At 56.2% G+C, this 15,577-nt stretch carries 16 protein-coding genes; 7 read left to right on the top strand and 9 right to left on the bottom strand.

The features are described 5' to 3' along the window. Window positions 1-148 precede the first annotated feature (148 nt). The 5 genes from speD to CWM61_RS17395 form a co-directional block, all read right to left on the bottom strand. Window positions 149-943: an adenosylmethionine decarboxylase gene (gene speD / locus CWM61_RS17415; RefSeq protein WP_008807406.1), complete on the bottom strand. Its 795-nt coding sequence runs from the start codon at window positions 941-943 to the stop codon at window positions 149-151. A 24-nt stretch (window positions 944-967) separates the two neighbouring features. Continuing rightward, window positions 968-1,828, bottom strand: a complete 861-nt coding sequence (gene speE, locus CWM61_RS17410; protein WP_008807405.1) for a polyamine aminopropyltransferase — start codon at window positions 1,826-1,828, stop codon at window positions 968-970. A gap of 148 nt (window positions 1,829-1,976) precedes the next feature. Beyond that, window positions 1,977-3,191: an FKBP-type peptidyl-prolyl cis-trans isomerase gene (locus CWM61_RS17405; RefSeq protein ID WP_165784238.1), complete on the bottom strand. Its 1,215-nt coding sequence runs from the start codon at window positions 3,189-3,191 to the stop codon at window positions 1,977-1,979. Window positions 3,192-3,751: 560 nt separating this feature from the next. Continuing rightward, window positions 3,752-4,162, bottom strand: a complete 411-nt coding sequence (locus tag CWM61_RS17400) for a hypothetical protein (RefSeq protein WP_061155738.1) — start codon at window positions 4,160-4,162, stop codon at window positions 3,752-3,754. A 253-nt stretch (window positions 4,163-4,415) separates the two neighbouring features. Beyond that, window positions 4,416-4,763, bottom strand: a complete 348-nt coding sequence (locus CWM61_RS17395) for a YacC family pilotin-like protein (RefSeq protein WP_002888808.1) — start codon at window positions 4,761-4,763, stop codon at window positions 4,416-4,418. A gap of 146 nt (window positions 4,764-4,909) precedes the next feature. On the opposite strand from CWM61_RS17395, the gene cueO reads away from it, so the two are divergent. Continuing rightward, window positions 4,910-6,520, top strand: coding sequence for a multicopper oxidase CueO (gene cueO, locus CWM61_RS17390; RefSeq protein ID WP_074386853.1), 1,611 nt, complete (start codon window positions 4,910-4,912; stop codon window positions 6,518-6,520). An 82-nt stretch (window positions 6,521-6,602) separates the two neighbouring features. Here cueO and CWM61_RS17385 read toward each other — a convergent pair whose 3' ends face one another. After that, window positions 6,603-8,993, bottom strand: coding sequence for a glucose/quinate/shikimate family membrane-bound PQQ-dependent dehydrogenase (locus tag CWM61_RS17385; RefSeq protein ID WP_032732524.1), 2,391 nt, complete (start codon window positions 8,991-8,993; stop codon window positions 6,603-6,605). A 79-nt stretch (window positions 8,994-9,072) separates the two neighbouring features. Between CWM61_RS17385 and CWM61_RS29330 the strand changes: the two genes are divergently transcribed. Further along, a complete protein-coding gene (locus tag CWM61_RS29330; RefSeq protein WP_012542835.1) occupies window positions 9,073-9,192 on the top strand; it encodes a hypothetical protein in 120 nt (39 codons plus the stop codon). Between the two features lie 4 nt (window positions 9,193-9,196). Further along, on the top strand, window positions 9,197-9,733 hold the full coding sequence (hpt, locus tag CWM61_RS17380; protein ID WP_023322073.1) for a hypoxanthine phosphoribosyltransferase: 537 nt from the start codon (window positions 9,197-9,199) through the stop codon (window positions 9,731-9,733). A gap of 58 nt (window positions 9,734-9,791) precedes the next feature. On the opposite strand, the gene can is transcribed toward hpt, so the two are convergent. Then, window positions 9,792-10,454: a carbonate dehydratase gene (gene can, locus CWM61_RS17375; protein ID WP_012542834.1), complete on the bottom strand. Its 663-nt coding sequence runs from the start codon at window positions 10,452-10,454 to the stop codon at window positions 9,792-9,794. 184 nt (window positions 10,455-10,638) lie between these two features. Here can and CWM61_RS17370 point away from each other — a divergent pair, with 184 nt between their 5' ends. The 4 genes from CWM61_RS17370 (at window position 10,639) to CWM61_RS17355 (ending at window position 14,207) form a co-directional block, all read left to right on the top strand. Beyond that, window positions 10,639-11,565, top strand: a complete 927-nt coding sequence (locus CWM61_RS17370) for an ABC transporter ATP-binding protein (RefSeq protein WP_008807399.1) — start codon at window positions 10,639-10,641, stop codon at window positions 11,563-11,565. Beyond that, window positions 11,562-12,332, top strand: coding sequence for an ABC transporter permease (locus CWM61_RS17365; protein WP_044614773.1), 771 nt, complete (start codon window positions 11,562-11,564; stop codon window positions 12,330-12,332). Before CWM61_RS17370 ends, CWM61_RS17365 begins: the two co-directional genes overlap by 4 nt. 122 nt (window positions 12,333-12,454) lie before the next feature. Beyond that, window positions 12,455-12,895 carry a PTS sugar transporter subunit IIA gene (locus CWM61_RS17360; protein ID WP_004204391.1) on the top strand — a complete coding sequence of 147 codons (441 nt, stop codon included), beginning with the start codon at window positions 12,455-12,457 and terminating at the stop codon, window positions 12,893-12,895. Window positions 12,896-12,953: 58 nt separating this feature from the next. Beyond that, window positions 12,954-14,207 (top strand): polysaccharide deacetylase family protein, encoded by a 1,254-nt coding sequence (locus CWM61_RS17355; RefSeq protein ID WP_074386852.1) that lies wholly within the window; start codon window positions 12,954-12,956, stop codon window positions 14,205-14,207. A 35-nt stretch (window positions 14,208-14,242) separates the two neighbouring features. Here CWM61_RS17355 and panD read toward each other — a convergent pair whose 3' ends face one another. Together panD and panC are read right to left on the bottom strand one after the other, a co-directional pair. Beyond that, on the bottom strand, window positions 14,243-14,623 hold the full coding sequence (panD, locus tag CWM61_RS17350) for an aspartate 1-decarboxylase (protein ID WP_008807395.1): 381 nt from the start codon (window positions 14,621-14,623) through the stop codon (window positions 14,243-14,245). Window positions 14,624-14,716: 93 nt separating this feature from the next. After that, window positions 14,717-15,571, bottom strand: a complete 855-nt coding sequence (panC, locus tag CWM61_RS17345; protein ID WP_074386851.1) for a pantoate--beta-alanine ligase — start codon at window positions 15,569-15,571, stop codon at window positions 14,717-14,719. Between the last annotated feature and the right edge of the window lie 6 nt (window positions 15,572-15,577).

Below are 15,577 nucleotides of genomic sequence, written 5' to 3'. Positions count from 1 at the left end.
TTATGCCGGGTGGCGCAAGACCGTAGCCCTGCTAAGCGTAGCGTGAGCAGGGGAAATCCCCGGGTAGTGGCTGGTGCCTTACCCGGGCGACCAGGCGGCGCAGAACCCCAGGCCCGGCAAGCACAAGCGCCACCGGGCATTTCCAATATTACACGGCAGGAATATTGCGGCCGTAATAAATCTCGCGCATCTCTTTCCACAGCAGGTCGGTAATGACCTTGCGCTCTTCGGCGGTCAACTCTTCCGGTCGGGTATGGAACATGTAGTGCTTAAGGTCAAACTCCTTGAGCAACATTTTGGTATGGAAAATATTTTCCTGATAAACGTTCACATCGACCATGTCATACAACGACTTAATGTCATCGGACATAAAGTTCTGAATCGAATTGATTTCATGATCGATAAAATGCTTCATCCCATTGATATCGCGGGTAAAGCCGCGCACGCGGTAGTCAATGGTCACAATGTCCGATTCCAGCTGGTGGATCAGATAGTTCAGCGCTTTGAGCGGTGAAATGACCCCGCAGGTAGAGACTTCGATATCGGCGCGGAAGGTGCACAGGCCGCCTTCCGGATGGCTCTCCGGGTAGGTATGCACGCAGATATGGCTCTTATCGAGATGGGCGACCACGGTTTCCGGTAGCGGACCTGGATGTTCGGTTTGGTCGATAAGCTTGGGATCGACAGGCTCTTCGCTGACCAGAATGGTCACGCTGGCGCCCTGGGGTTCATAATCCTGGCGGGCGATATTCAGGATATTGGCGCCAATAATAGAACAGGTTTCTGTCAGGATCTCCGTCAGGCGATTGGCATTATAAAGTTCGTCGATATAGGCGATGTAGCCGTCGCGCTCTTCCGCCGTTTTGGCGTAACAGATATCGTAGATACAAAAACTCAGGCTTTTGGTCAGGTTGTTAAAGCCGTGCAGCTTCAATTTTTTCAATTTAGTTCACCCCCTTACTTCGCGTCACGGTGCGGACAGAGCATCATGCAGATATTGTGGTAAGGCGAAGGCCGCCGTATGAATTGCCGGATTGTAGTAACGGCAGGTCAGGTTGGCTTTGTGAAAGCGCGCCTGAATGATTTCGCTGGAGAGATGGCGCAACGCCTCGTTGTCGCTCGCCCAGGCAAAGGTCATGATCCCGCCGTAATAGGTTGGGATGGCTGCCTGGTAGAAGCTGACGTCGCGAAAATAATGGCTCAGCTTGCGATGGCTTCCGACCGCTTCGTCCTGCTGCAGGAAACAAACGCCGTTTTGCGCAACGAATACGCCCCCCGGGTTCAGGCAGCGTTTGCAGCCTTCATAAAAAGCCGAGGTGAACAGGCTTTCGCCCGGACCAATAGGGTCGGTACAGTCCGAAATGATCACGTCAAACGTTTGCGTCGTCTGGTTAACAAAATTGACGCCATCATCAATCACCAGCGTGAAGCGCGGATCGTCGTAGGCCCCGGCGCTATGGTTGGGCAGGTACTGACGGCAGAATGAGACCACCCCGGCATCGATTTCCACCATGGTGATGGTTTCGATGCTACGGTGACGAGAGACTTCGCGCAGCATCGCGCCGTCGCCGCCGCCGATGATCAGGACATGCTTCGCGTTGCCGTGGGCCAGCAGCGGCACGTGGGTCATCATTTCGTGATAGATAAACTCATCACGTTCGGTGGTTTGTACGACGCCATCCAGCGCCATCACCCTGCCAAAGGCGCGGTTGTCGAAGATGATCAAATCCTGATGATCGGTTTTTTCGTGGTACAGCACGTTATCAACGCTAAAGTACTGACCAAAATGGTCATGCAGCGTTTCATGCCACAGTGGATTATCGGCCACGGTGAGGCTCCTCTTCGTTAACATCTGTTACACCCGTAAAACGAGTGCAACATCATAGACAACTATAGATGAGGATGCACGGCGGTTATTGCAGCAATGCGGCAGGAATAACCGCCACCGCCCGGGGAGGGCGGTGAGGTGGACGAGATTATTTCGCCGGTGCGGGTTGGGTATCTACTATCCGCACGGAGTAAACCATGGTGGCGCCAGGCGGGATTTTCGGTGGCAATCCTTTACTGCCATAGGCTTTTTCGGGCGGGACGACCAGCGTCAAGGATCCATGGTTCTGCAGACGTTGCAGCGGTCCGCGAAACACCGGGGGATAGGCATCCAGCTTCTGGGTGAGCGCCTGATCTTTCGCTTCCATATCGTTGATCACTGTCCCGTCCGTCAGCGTCTCTTTGATTACTACGGTGACCAGATCGTTGCCGCTTATTTTTCCTTTGCCCGGATAATCGATACGACTGTAGACGCCATCTTTGAAGACCACATCTTTTTTGCGCGCAAACGTCTGCTGATATTTCTTACCGGCGCTGATGTTTTTCTGCTCGATTTTATTCAGGTTCTGGAAAACCTGCTGTGAGACGTCAAACAGCGCCTTGTTACGCTCCTGTTCTCCGAGACGAAGCTGGCCGCTAAAGGCATCTTCGATACCCCGTAGCACCAGCCCGGCGTCGACGGTAATCCCCTGAGTGCGACGGGTGGTGAGGACGTTAAGGGCTTCTGTTCCCATCGAGGCGCCGATCGCATAAGCCTGCTGTTCTCCGGATGCGCTGAGTTTGATGTTGGCGCTCTCGCCGCTACGCGTTTTGGACTGTACAGAAAGCTGTGTTCTCAGCAGTTGGATTTCATCTTCTTTCATCCGTAGCTGGGCGTTGTCTTTGTCCGCCTGCAGGCGGTAGGCCGCAACAACCACCGCCATCTCCGGTGGCTCATTTTTTGGCGCTGCGGCTGGATCAGGGCGGGTCGTTGGCGCTTTTTCCGCGGCGGCCAACCGGGCGGTCAACGACTGCTTGTCGGCGTTTAGCGCCTTGACCTGGTCGAGAGCGGCCTGCTGCGTTTTCTCCGCGGCGTCGAGCCGGATAGTCAGCGACTGCTTATCGGTGGTCAGCGCTTTAACCTGCTCGAGGGCAGCCAGCTTCTCTTTTTCCGCCGCGGCCAGTCGGGTGGCCAGCGGCTGTTTGTCGGCGTTAAGGGCTTTGGCCTGGTCGAGGGCGGCCTGTTTCTCTTTTTCCGCAGCCATCAGCCGGGCGGTGAGTGACTGCTTGTCTGTGTCGAGGGCTTTGAGCTGGCCGAGCGCGGTCTGCTGTGCTTTTTCCGCGGCGGCCAACCGGGTGGTCAGCGTTTGTTTATCCGTATTCAGCGTGGTGAGGCTGGCGCTGAGCCGTTTATTTTCCGCTTCGACGTTCTGAAGCTGCGACGTTAATTGTTGGATCTGCTTAAGTGCGGCAGCCTGGCTCTGTTGCAGAGTATTATTCTGGGCAACCGCTTCCTTTTTAATTAACGTCTCATTTTCCGCCGTGGCGGCGGTTAAGGCGAGCTGTAATTGTTGTATTTTATTATTTAACGCCGCTTGCTCATTCGCAATGGACGTTTCCGTGGCTGGCGTGGCGGTAAGCTGTTTTTTTAATTGTTGAATAGTTTTATCTTTTTGCGCAATCGTTGCCTGCTGGCTGGCGATTCTTTTTTGCAACTGTGCGTTATTGGCCGTCGTTTTTTTATTGTCCGCGTTCTGGCGAGCGTCTGACGCTTGCTTTGCTGTGGCCGCAGAGCTTTTCTCTTCTTGCGCCTGAGCTTGCTGAGTTTGCTGCTGGGCGTAATCGAGAAAAGCCGGCGTAGCACCGGCGTAGAATGAGGTTGAAAGCGCCAGCGCCGCGACGAGCATCAGCAGTGGTGCTTTAGGAGTCAGCGTGGCGGGTTTGTTCATGGCAGTTTGTTTTCACCACGCTGTACCAGGGTATCGATCAGCGTTTTCTGGATATCGGAACACAGTTTGATGGATTTAAACTGATACATGGAGTCAATGCCCAGTCGGGTGGGATCGGCCACTTTCTCGCGCACGTTGTTGTATTGCGATGCCGAACGCACCAGGGCATTGAACTCATTGCTGAGTTTAGTTGCCTGCTGTGGGTTCACCTCTTTAAGTGAATCCAGCGCCTTTCGGCAGGACTCAATACGCTCCTGTTCGCTGGCCGCTCGCTCCTGCTCAGCCTGCTGCTGTGATGTGAGCGGCGTGGTGATCGGTTTTACCTGCTGGCGAGATGAGGTATTGCTACAGCCCACTAATAAAAGTGCGGCGAGCGGGATAATACGGAGAGTCGGCGAGATATTCACAATTTCAGTCCATGAAGTAGATATATTTTTACCGGATTCTAGAAGGGTGCTTTTTATTTTGCAATATATGAATAATGATATTTTATTAGTTTTTTAGTCATTCATCATTATTAGGGGTTTAATTTATTTGGCGAATTGATAGGTTTGCAATTAAATAATGTTTGTTTATATACAATAATAAATATAGATATAAATATTTAAATGTGACAAATGAAACGGCAAAGGCGCGGAGCGTGACCGTCCGCGCCGGTCATTATTTGACGTAAGCCAACAGGCTGAGCGAATCGCGGGCCAGCGCTTTGCATTTTTTCGCCGTCGGGATGTTAATACCGCTGAGATCGCGGTAGCTGTCCTCACCAAGCGCTTTCATGTTGTAGCTGTCGTAGTTGCTCAGGTCCCACTGGTTCTGTTGGGCAAAGAACACCAGCGCGCGTCGGATCTGTGTATTGGGCAGGTTCTGGTAGCCACAGTCGTTTTTCAGAAACACAAAAACCGCGGTTAAATCAGCCATATCTTCTGCTTCTGATTCGCTGAGCGCGTAGCTGTTGGCGGAGAGAGCAAGCAGGCTGCCGAGTACCATTGTTCTGAAAAGCGTCTTCATTTTTTCTACCATTAGATCACCGACGCTTCAAATTAGCATACTTCTTTACACAGCGCCGATCTTTATTCTTACTCTTCTGCTTGACCTTCCCGTTACGGTAGGGTTTAAGCTCAAATATTCGCCCGCAGAATAAAAAGGATGTGAATATGCAACGTCGAGACTTCCTCAAACTGACCGCCGCGGTCAGCGTGGCCAGCGCATTACCACTATGGAGCCGTGCGGTTTTTGCGGCCAGTCGCCCGGCTCTGCCGATACCGACGCTGTTGACGGCCGATGCGCGCAACCGTATCGCCCTGACGATCCAGGCGGGCAAAACGCAGTTTGGCGCTCTGCACGCCACCACCTGGGGCTATAACGGTTCGCTGCTGGGTCCTGCGCTACAGTTGACGCAGGGGAAGGCCATCACGGTGGACATTACCAACCAGCTGGCGGAAGAGACCACGCTGCACTGGCATGGTCTGGAGGTCCCGGGCGAGGTCGACGGAGGGCCGCAGGGCGTTATCGCCCCGGGCGCCACCCGTACGGTGAGCTTCACGCCGACGCAGCGGGCGGCCACCTGCTGGTTTCATCCCCATCAACACGGGACCACCGGCCGGCAGGTGGCGATGGGGCTGGCCGGCCTGGTGCTGATCGAGGATGAAGAGAGCGGACGCCTGCTGCTGCCTAAACAATGGGGAATCGATGATGTGCCGGTGATTGTCCAGGACAAGAAGTTCACCGCCGCCGGCGAGATCGACTACCAGCTGGATGTGATGAGCGCCGCCGTCGGCTGGTTTGGCGATACGCTGCTGACCAATGGCGCTCTCTATCCCGAACATGCCGCCCCGCGCGGCTGGCTCCGTCTGCGCTTGCTAAACGGCTGTAATGCCCGTTCCCTCAATTTTGCCACCAGCGATAAGCGTCCGCTGTACGTGGTGGCCAGTGACGGCGGTCTGTTGGCCGAGCCGGTCAAGGTCGATGAATTGCCGGTTTTGATGGGGGAACGCTTTGAGGTGCTGGTGGACACCAGCGACGGTAAACCTTTCGATCTGGTGACCCTGCCGGTGAGCCAGATGGGCATGGCTATTGCGCCTTTTGATAAACCGCAGCCGGTGCTGCGCGTTCAGCCACTGGTCATTCCCGCCTCCGGCAAACTGCTGGATACGCTGGCCGCGCTGCCAGCGCTACCGTCCCTGACGGGGCTGACGCAGCGTCAGCTCCAGCTGTCGATGGATCCGATGCTCGACAGGATGGGCATGCAGGCGCTGATGGAAAAGTATGGCGACCAGGCGATGGCGGGAATGGACCACGGCATGATGGGGCATGGCGGCATGGGCGACATGAGCAATATGCACCACGGTGACATGAGCAATATGAGCAATATGAACCACGGGGCTGGTCGGGATCATGACATGTCGTCAGGCAAGGGGTTTGATTTCCACAACGCCAACCGCATCAACGGCAAAGCCTTCGACATGAATGTGCCGATGTTTGCCGCAGCCAGAGGCCAGTACGAGCGCTGGGTGATATCGGGTAAGGGCGACATGATGCTGCATCCGTTCCATATCCACGGCACCCAGTTCCGCATCCTCAGCGAGAACGGCAAGCCGCCAGCCGCGCACCGCAGCGGCTGGAAAGATACCGTCCGCGTGGAAGGTGACGTCAGTGAAGTGTTGGTGAAGTTTGATCATCCAGCGCCGAAGGAGTTTGCCTATATGGCCCACTGCCACCTGCTGGAGCATGAAGACACCGGGATGATGTTGGGATTCACGGTTTAGCGCTCGGCGGCCTGCTGCCATCTTCCATGGGGAGAAGGGATAAACACAAAAAAAACGGCAACTTTCGTTGCCGTTTTGCGTTTTATTTGGCGTCATCCGGGAGCGCATAGGCAACGATGTAATCGCCCATTTTGGTACCGAACGAGCCGTGACCGCCGGCAGAGATGACAACATACTGTTTGCCATTCACTTCGTAGGTCATTGGGGTGGCCTGACCGCCGGCTGGTAGACGGGCTTCCCACAGCTTCTCGCCGTTGCTCATATTGTACGCGCGCAGGTAGTTATCTGCGGTCGCGCCGATGAACAGGACGTTACCGGCCGTGGAGATCGGGCCGCCAAGCATCGGCATCCCCATGGTGAACGGCAGCTTAACCGGCATCGGGAACGGCAGGCTATCCTGCGGAGTACCGATACGTTTTTTCCATACCACTTCGTTGGTTTTCAGATCCAGCGCGGAGATATAGCCCCAGGCTGGCTGTTTGCATGGCAGGCCAAACGGCGACAGGAACGGGTTCAGGGTCACGCCGTACGGGACGCCGTACTGTGGCTGCACGCCGGACTCGGTGCCAGAGCCTTTCGCATCTTTCGGCGGCTCCATCGGGTTGCCCGGGCCGCGTGGGATCAGTTTAGAGACGAACGGCAGCGCCATCGGGTTGGCAATAGCCACCTGACGGTTCGGATCGACGGAGATACCGCCCCATTCAAACATCCCCAGGTTACCCGGGAAGACGAGAGTGCCCTGCTCAGATGGCGGGGTGAAGATACCTTCATAGCGCATCTGGTGGAAGATCACGCGGCACACCAGCTGATCGAACATGGTGGCGCCCCACATGTCCGCCCCGGTCAGATCTTTCTTCGGACGGAAGCTCAGATCGGAGAACGGCTGAGTTTTGGCGACGTAATCCCCTTTGGCAGCGCCCTGCGGAACCGGTTTTTCCGGGGCCGGGACCACCAGCTCGCCATTACGGCGATCCAGTACGAAGATGTTGCCGGTTTTCGCCGGGGCATAGACGACTGGTACGGTTTTACCATTAACCTCAATGTCCGCCAGCGTCGGCTGGGAGGGCATATCCATATCCCACAGATCGTGGTGGACGGTCTGGTAGCTCCAGGCCAGCTTACCGGTGGTGGCGTTCAGCGCCACAATCGAGCTGGCGTAACGCTCTTGCTCCGGCGTACGGTTGCCGCCCCAGATATCCGGGGTGGTCACGCCCATCGGCAGATAGACCAGATCCAGCTTAGCGTCGTAGGCGGCAGGCGCCCAGGAGTTCGGTGAGTTGAGCGTGAAGTGATGCTCATCGCTCGGGATGGCGTTCGGATCTTTCGCGCCCGGATCGAAGGCCCACAGCAGTTTACCGGTATTCACATCAAAGCCGCGGATGACGCCAGACGGCTCGCGGGTAGAGAAGTTATCGGTGACCGCGCCGGCAATCACGATGGTCTTATCGGTGATAATCGGCGGAGAAGTAGGTTCATACATACCCGGCGTGGTGACCGGCATGTTGGTCTGCAGGTTGAGAATACCTTTATTGGCAAAGGTTTCGCACAGCTTACCGTTGTCGGCGTTTACCGCGAACAGACGGCCATCGTTCACCGGCAGGATAATGCGGCGCGGACAGTCGGCGACGACGTCAGCAGGGGCGTTATCCGCTTTGGCTTCGTGATAAGAGACGCCGCGGCAGGTGACGTGCTGGAACGACGGATCGGCATTCAGCTGCGGGTCAAAATGCCACTTCTCTTTACCGGTGGCCGCGTCCAGCGCGAACAGACGCTGGTGGGCGGTACACAGGAAGAGCGTGTCGCCGACTTTAATCGGCGTCACTTCGTTGGTGATTTCACCCGGGTCGTTCGGTTGCTTCAGGTCGCCGGTGCGGAATACCCAGGCTTCCTTCAGGTTCTTCACGTTGTCGGCGTTAATCTGCTTCAGCGGAGAGAAGCGCTGGCCTTCCTGGTTGCGGCCATAGGCCGGCCAGTCGCCGTCGGCAACGTTGGAGATCGGCGCGGCCGGGGTGGCGTCGGCGCTCAGGGTGCCGTTGACTTCCTGCGGGTCGTTAAAACCGGCCCAGGTCAGCATGCCGCCGCTGATCAGCAGGGCGACGACCAGCGCGCCTACGGCGCCAGCGGAAGGCACGGACAGACGACGCCAGACAAAGGGCAGGATCAGCCAGATACCAAAGAAGACGAGGATGTCGCTACGCGGCGTCAGCGCCCAGAAGTCGAAGCCGACTTCCCAGACGCCCCAGATCATCGTCGCCAGCAGCAGCGCAGCGTACAGCCACAGCGCAGCGCGTTTGCCGCGCAGCAGCATTACGGTCACGCCCAGCATCACCAGACCGGCGATAGGGTAGTACCAGGAGCCGCCAAGCACGACCAGCCATGCTCCGCCGATTAAAAGATAGAGGCCGCAGAACGCTGCAAATAGCGCAGTCAGCGTCACCAGGAGCCTTGATTGTTGAGACTTTGTTTCAGCCATAGAAAGTTACTCATGTGTTTGTTAATTTTTTAACTGCAATTAATTATAGGTTTTAACAAGTGTGATCGGAATCACAAATATGGCTTTATTAATCCCTGCACCGAAGATTTCTTTTTGCTGGTATACTGGATGGCTTGCCGGTCATCGTCGGGGCGAAAGCAGCGGCTTTGATGATTTATATTTAGAATCAAATGGTTAGTCTTATGAAACATACTGTAGAAGTGATGATCCCGGAAACCGAGATCAAAGCGCGCATCGCGGAACTGGGTCGTCAAATCAACGAACATTACCAGGACAGCGGCAGCGAAATGGTGCTGGTGGGGCTGCTGCGCGGCTCATTTATGTTCATGGCCGACCTGTGCCGTGAAGTGCAGGTGCCGCATGAAGTCGATTTTATGACCGCCTCCAGCTACGGCAGCGGCATGTCCACTACCCGTGATGTGAAAATCCTCAAAGATCTGGATGAAGACATCCGTGGTAAAGACGTATTGATCGTGGAAGACATCATCGACTCCGGCAATACCCTGTCTAAAGTGCGTGAGATCCTCAGCCTGCGCGAGCCGAAATCGCTGGCCATTTGTACGCTGCTGGATAAACCAAGCCGTCGTGAAGTCAACGTCCCGGTTGAGTTTGTCGGTTTCGCCATTCCGGACGAGTTCGTGGTGGGCTACGGTATCGACTACGCCCAGCGCTACCGTCATCTGCCGTATATTGGCAAAGTCACCCTGCTGGACGAGTAAGAGATATCCCACTCTGGACAGCGCGCGCCGCGCTCTCCAGGGTGGCTAAGTCTGAAGGCTATTTGTGGTTGATATGCTTGATCTTGAGGTTGGAGATCCCGTGGCGATAGCGCTGTTCGAGGGTTTCCCGGCTCACGGCGGTGACATCCAGATCGCGCAGCAGCCCGTCGTGAATGCCGTATGCCCAGCCGTGGATGGTGACCTTCTGTCCGCGCTTCCACGCCGATTGCATAATCGTCGAATGTCCCAGGTTGTACACCTGCTCCATCACGTTCAGTTCGCAAAGGGTATCCAGACGGCGCTCCTCCGGCATTTCACCCAGCAGTGAGCTGTGCTTAAACCAGATATCGCGGATATGCAGCAGCCAGTTGTCGATGAGTCCCAGCTCCGGGTTTTCTACCGCCGCCTGCACGCCGCCGCAGCCGTAATGGCCGCAGATGATAATGTGCTCGACTTCGAGGACATCGACGGCATACTGCACCACCGACAGGCAGTTCAGGTCGGTGTGGATCACCAGATTGGCGACGTTACGATGGACAAACAGTTCGCCTGGTTCCAGGCCGGTAAGTCGCTCAGCGGGAACGCGGCTGTCAGAGCAGCCAATCCACAGAAAGCGCGGTTTCTGCGCCTGCGACAGTTTCTCAAAAAAGCCGGGGTCCTCTTCCACCAGCATTTTTGACCATAGTGCATTATTGCTGATGAGTGTATCTATATCATTCATGGACGTTATCGGCCTGTAACCAAGTAAGTGCGTTGCGCTAATATAGGGTAAGCTCACCTTTTTTAAAACCATCTTAACCCGTGATACGTCAGGCTACCGATGCGTTGGCGGCGCCAGCGCCAGTAGAACGCAAACGTGAGTCAGGCGGGTTAATGACGTGTCACGACACGAGAAGAGATATTTAATGACCATTGCTCTGGAATTAAAACAGCTCAAAAAAACCTACCCCGGCGGGGTTCAGGCGCTGCGGGGAATCGACCTGCAAGTCGAGGCCGGGGATTTCTATGCCCTGCTGGGGCCGAACGGGGCCGGAAAATCCACGACTATCGGCATCATCAGTTCGCTGGTGAATAAAACCTCCGGTCAGGTCAATGTCTTTGGCTACGATCTGGAAAAAGATGTCGTCAACGCCAAGCGTCAGCTTGGCCTGGTGCCGCAGGAGTTTAACTTTAACCCGTTCGAGACCGTGCAGCAGATTGTCGTTAACCAGGCGGGCTACTACGGCGTGGAACGCAAAGAAGCTGTCGCCCGCAGCGAAAAATACTTAAAACAGCTCGATCTGTGGGAAAAACGCAACGAACGCGCGCGGATGCTCTCCGGCGGGATGAAGCGTCGCCTGATGATCGCCCGCGCGTTAATGCATGAGCCGAAGCTGCTGATCCTCGACGAACCGACCGCTGGCGTCGATATTGAACTGCGTCGCTCAATGTGGGGCTTTCTCAAGGATCTGAACGATCGCGGGACCACCATTATCCTGACCACCCACTATCTCGAAGAGGCCGAAATGCTGTGCCGCAACATCGGCATCATCCAGCACGGCGCGCTGGTGGAAAACACCTCGATGAAAGCGCTGCTGTCGAAGCTGAAGTCTGAGACCTTTATTCTCGACCTCGCGCCAAAAAGCCCGGTACCGAAGCTCGAAGGCTACCAGTACCAGCTGGTCGATACCTCGACGCTGGAAGTCGAGGTCCTGCGCGAGCAGGGGATTAACAGCGTCTTTGCCCAACTGAGCGCCCAGGGGGTGCAGGTACTGAGTATGCGTAACAAAGCTAACCGTCTGGAAGAGCTGTTTGTCACGCTGGTGCATGAGCGAAAAGGAGAGTCAGCATGATGCAGCTTTATTGGGTCGCGCTGAAAAGCATCTGGACCAAAGAGATCCACCGTTTTATGCGCATCTGGATCCAGACGCTGGTGCCGCCGGTGATCACCATGACCCTGTACTTCGTGATTTTTGGCAACCTGATCGGGTCGCGCATCGGCGAGATGCATGGCTTTACCTATATGCAGTTTATCGTGCCGGGCCTGATCATGATGGCGGTGATCACCAACGCTTACGCCAATGTCGCCTCGTCGTTCTTCAGCGCCAAGTTTCAGCGCAATATTGAAGAGCTGCTGGTGGCGCCGGTGCCGACGCATGTGATCATCGCCGGCTACGTTGGCGGTGGCGTGGCGCGCGGGCTGTGCGTGGGTATCCTGGTGACGGCGGTGTCGTTGTTCTTTGTGCCGTTCCAGGTTCACTCCTGGCTGTTTGTCGCCCTGACGCTGCTCCTCACCGCGGTGCTGTTCTCGCTGGCGGGCCTGTTGAACGCAGTGTTTGCCAAGACCTTTGACGACATCAGCCTGATCCCGACCTTTGTGCTGACGCCGCTGACCTACCTCGGCGGGGTGTTCTATTCGCTGACCCTGCTGCCGCCGTTCTGGCAGGGGCTGTCGCATTTGAATCCCATCGTCTACATGATCAGCGGTTTCCGCTTCGGCTTCCTGGGTATCAACGATGTGCCGCTGGTGACCACCTTTGCGGTGCTGGTGGTCTTCATCGTCGCCTTCTATCTGCTTTGCTGGTCGTTAATCCAGCGCGGCCGCGGCCTGCGCAGCTGATGTTCATCACGGTTAGCGCTTCCTGACGCCAATACGCGAAGCGCTAACCGCTTATCTTTGACCGCCATCACCGATACGCCATCCTCCCCTTGCTACATTGTTTGCTGGCTAAGGAGGGAAGCATGCTTGGTTGGGTTATTACCTGTCACGATGAGCTGGCGCAGGAGATGCTGGATCGTCTTGAACAAAAGTTTGGTCCGCTGGCCCAGTGTCGGGCGGTCAATTACTGGCGCAATCTCAGCAGCAATATGTTGAGCCGGATGATGTGCGATGCGCTGCATGCCACCGACTCCGGGGACGGCGTCATTTTCCTGACCGACAGAACCGGCGCGGCGCCTTATCGGGCCGCGGCGCTGATGAGCCACAAACATACCCACTGCGAAGTGATCTCCGGCGTCAGCTATTCATTACTTGAGCGAATGTATCTGCTGCGGAACACGTTAAGCAGCGAGGCGTTTCGCCAGGCTATCGTCAGCGCGGGCGGGCCGATGGTGAGCAGCTTGTGGCATCAGCAGCAGAAGAATCCCCCGTTCCGCTTGCGTCATGATACCTTCGGAAATTAAGCAGCGTGACAGATGCTGCTTTTGTTACAATAGCTGCCGTTGATGGTTTACCGGTTCGATGCGCATGCTTGCCCGATTTTTTACGCTTCTTTTTTTACTGACCTCGCTCAGCGCTTCCGCCAGCCTGCTTAGCCAGCAGGGCAAGCCTGTGCGCTATATGCAAACCACCGAAGACGCGGTTATCTGGGCGCAGGTGGGGAACCGTGTGGTCAGCGTCGGCAATGTGCGTGCCGGGCAGATCCTCGCGGTCGTCCCGACGGCGGCTGACTATTATGAATTTCGCTTCGGCTTCGGCACCGGGTTTATTGATAAAGGCCACCTCGAGCCGGTACAGGGTAAACAGCGAGTGGAGGACCGACTGGGGGATCTCAATAAACCGTTGAGTAACCAGAATTTACTCACCTGGAAAGATACGCCGCTCTATGACGCTCCTTCAGTGAGCAGCGTGCCGTTTGGTACGCTGGCCACTAATCTGCGCTATCCGATCCTCAGCAAGCTGAAAGACCGGCTCAATCAGACCTGGTTTCAGATCCGCATTGGCGACCGGCTGGCGTGGGTCAGCAGTCTGGATGCGCAGGAAGATAACGGTATTCCCGTGCTGACCTATCACCACATTCTGCGCGACGAAGAGAACACCCGTTTCCGCCATACCTCGACCACCACCTCGGTACGCGCCTTCAACAACCAGATGACCTGGCTGCGTGATCAGGGCTATACCACGCTGACCTTGTATCAACTGGAAGGCTATGTGCGTAATAAAATCAACCTTCCGGCGCGGGCAGTGGTCATTACCTTCGATGACGGCCTGAAATCGGTAAACCGTTACGCCTATCCGGTGCTGAAACAGTACGGCTTCCATGCCACTGCATTTATTATCTCCTCGCGTATTAAGCGCCATCCGCAGAAATGGGATCCGAAATCGCTGCAGTTCATGAGTATTTCTGAGCTACGGCAGATCCAGGATGTTTTTGATATTCAGTCGCATACCCACTTCCTGCATCGGGTTGACGCCAGCCGCCGGCCGATTTTATTCAGCCGCAATTACCATAATATTCTGTTTGATTTCGCCCACTCGCGCCGGGCGCTCAGCCAGTTTAATCCGCATGTTCTCTACCTTTCCTATCCCTTCGGCGGCTATAACGCCACGGCGGTGCAGGCGGCGAATGACGCCGGATTTCATATGGCGGTGACGACGGTGCGGGGGAAGGTGAAGCCGGGGGACAATCCGTTTCTGCTGAAGCGGTTATATATCTTACGGACGGATTCGCTGGAGACGATGTCGCGGCTGATCAGTAACCAGCCGCAGGGGTAACACCGGCGCTGTGCCTGAGCGCAGCGCCGCGGTCATCAGGCGACCTGAACCGGAATGGCTTTCGCCTGGCGCTTCATTTCGTTGTCGCCTTCGAAGTAGGCGATGTTGGGCTGCCAGGTGCGCGCCTCTTCGTCCGACATGGTGACGAAGCTGGCGATGATCAGGATATCGCCGACGCTGGCGCAGTGCGCGGCGGCGCCGTTGACGGAGATGATTCTGGAACCCCGTTCGGCGGCAATGGCGTAGGTGGAGAAACGGTTGCCGTTGGTGACGTTCCAGAGGTGAATGGTTTCATTCTCCAGAATACCGGCCGCATCCAGGAAATCCTGGTCAATGGCGCATGAACCTTCATAGTGCAGGTCAGCCTGCGTGACTTTTACGCGGTGGAGCTTGCCCTGCAGCATATTACGCATCATAACTTCTACCCTTCAACCTTAATGTAGCAGAGCGGACAGGTCGTCCGCCCTGAGAAAAGCCCGGGCAAGTATTGCCCGATTTTTACCCGCTGTCTACTGACCGAGCGTGACGATCTGGTTGTCGATCAGGCGGGCCTGACCCAGCCAGGCGGCCATCAGGATCACCGCGCGCTGGCTGGCATCTGTCAGCTCAAGCAGGGTGTCGGCATCGCGGATCTGAATGTCGTCGGCGCGGAAGCCTTTTTCATTCAGCTCCTGTTCAGCGATAGCGATGATCTCGTCGAGTTGGCGATCGCCGGCGGCCAGTTTTTCCGCCACCGTGCTCAGCACCTTGTACAGGCCGGGAGCGATTTTGCGCTGGTCGGCGGTCAGGTAGCCGTTACGCGAACTCAGCGCCAGGCCATCTTTCGCGCGGACGATCGGCACGCCGATAATCTCGATATCGTAGCCCATGTCGGCGGTCATCTTGCGGATCAGCGCCAGCTGCTGGAAGTCTTTCTCGCCGAAGCAGGCGACGTCCGGCTGAACCAGATTGAACAGCTTACTGACGATGGTCGACACGCCGCGGAAATGGCCCGGGCGGCTGGCGCCTTCCAGCATAGTGGACAGGCCTGGGACGTCGACGTAGGTCTGGCCTTCGGTGCCCTGCGGGTAGACTTCCGCCGGCGTCGGTGCGAAGACAAAGTCGACATGGCGCTTGTTCAGCTTTTCGCAATCATCCTGCAGGGTACGCGGGTAGCGTGCCAGGTCGTCGGCGCGGTCAAACTGCATCGGATTGACGAAAATACTGACCACCACCACGTCCGCGCTGGCTTTAGCCTCATCAACCAGCTTCATATGACCATCATGCAGGTTGCCCATCGTCGGAACCAGCGCGATACGCTTACCTTCCTGACGCAGACGGCGGATATGCTGACGCAGCAGCAGCACGGATTCAATAATCAGCACAACAAG

The sequence above is a fragment of the Klebsiella sp. K-Nf6 genome (assembly GCF_002806655.1).
Lineage (GTDB): Bacteria > Pseudomonadota > Gammaproteobacteria > Enterobacterales > Enterobacteriaceae > Klebsiella > Klebsiella variicola.
Note: the sequence above shows the minus strand (reverse complement) of the source record. Positions and strands in the feature narration are given on the sequence as shown.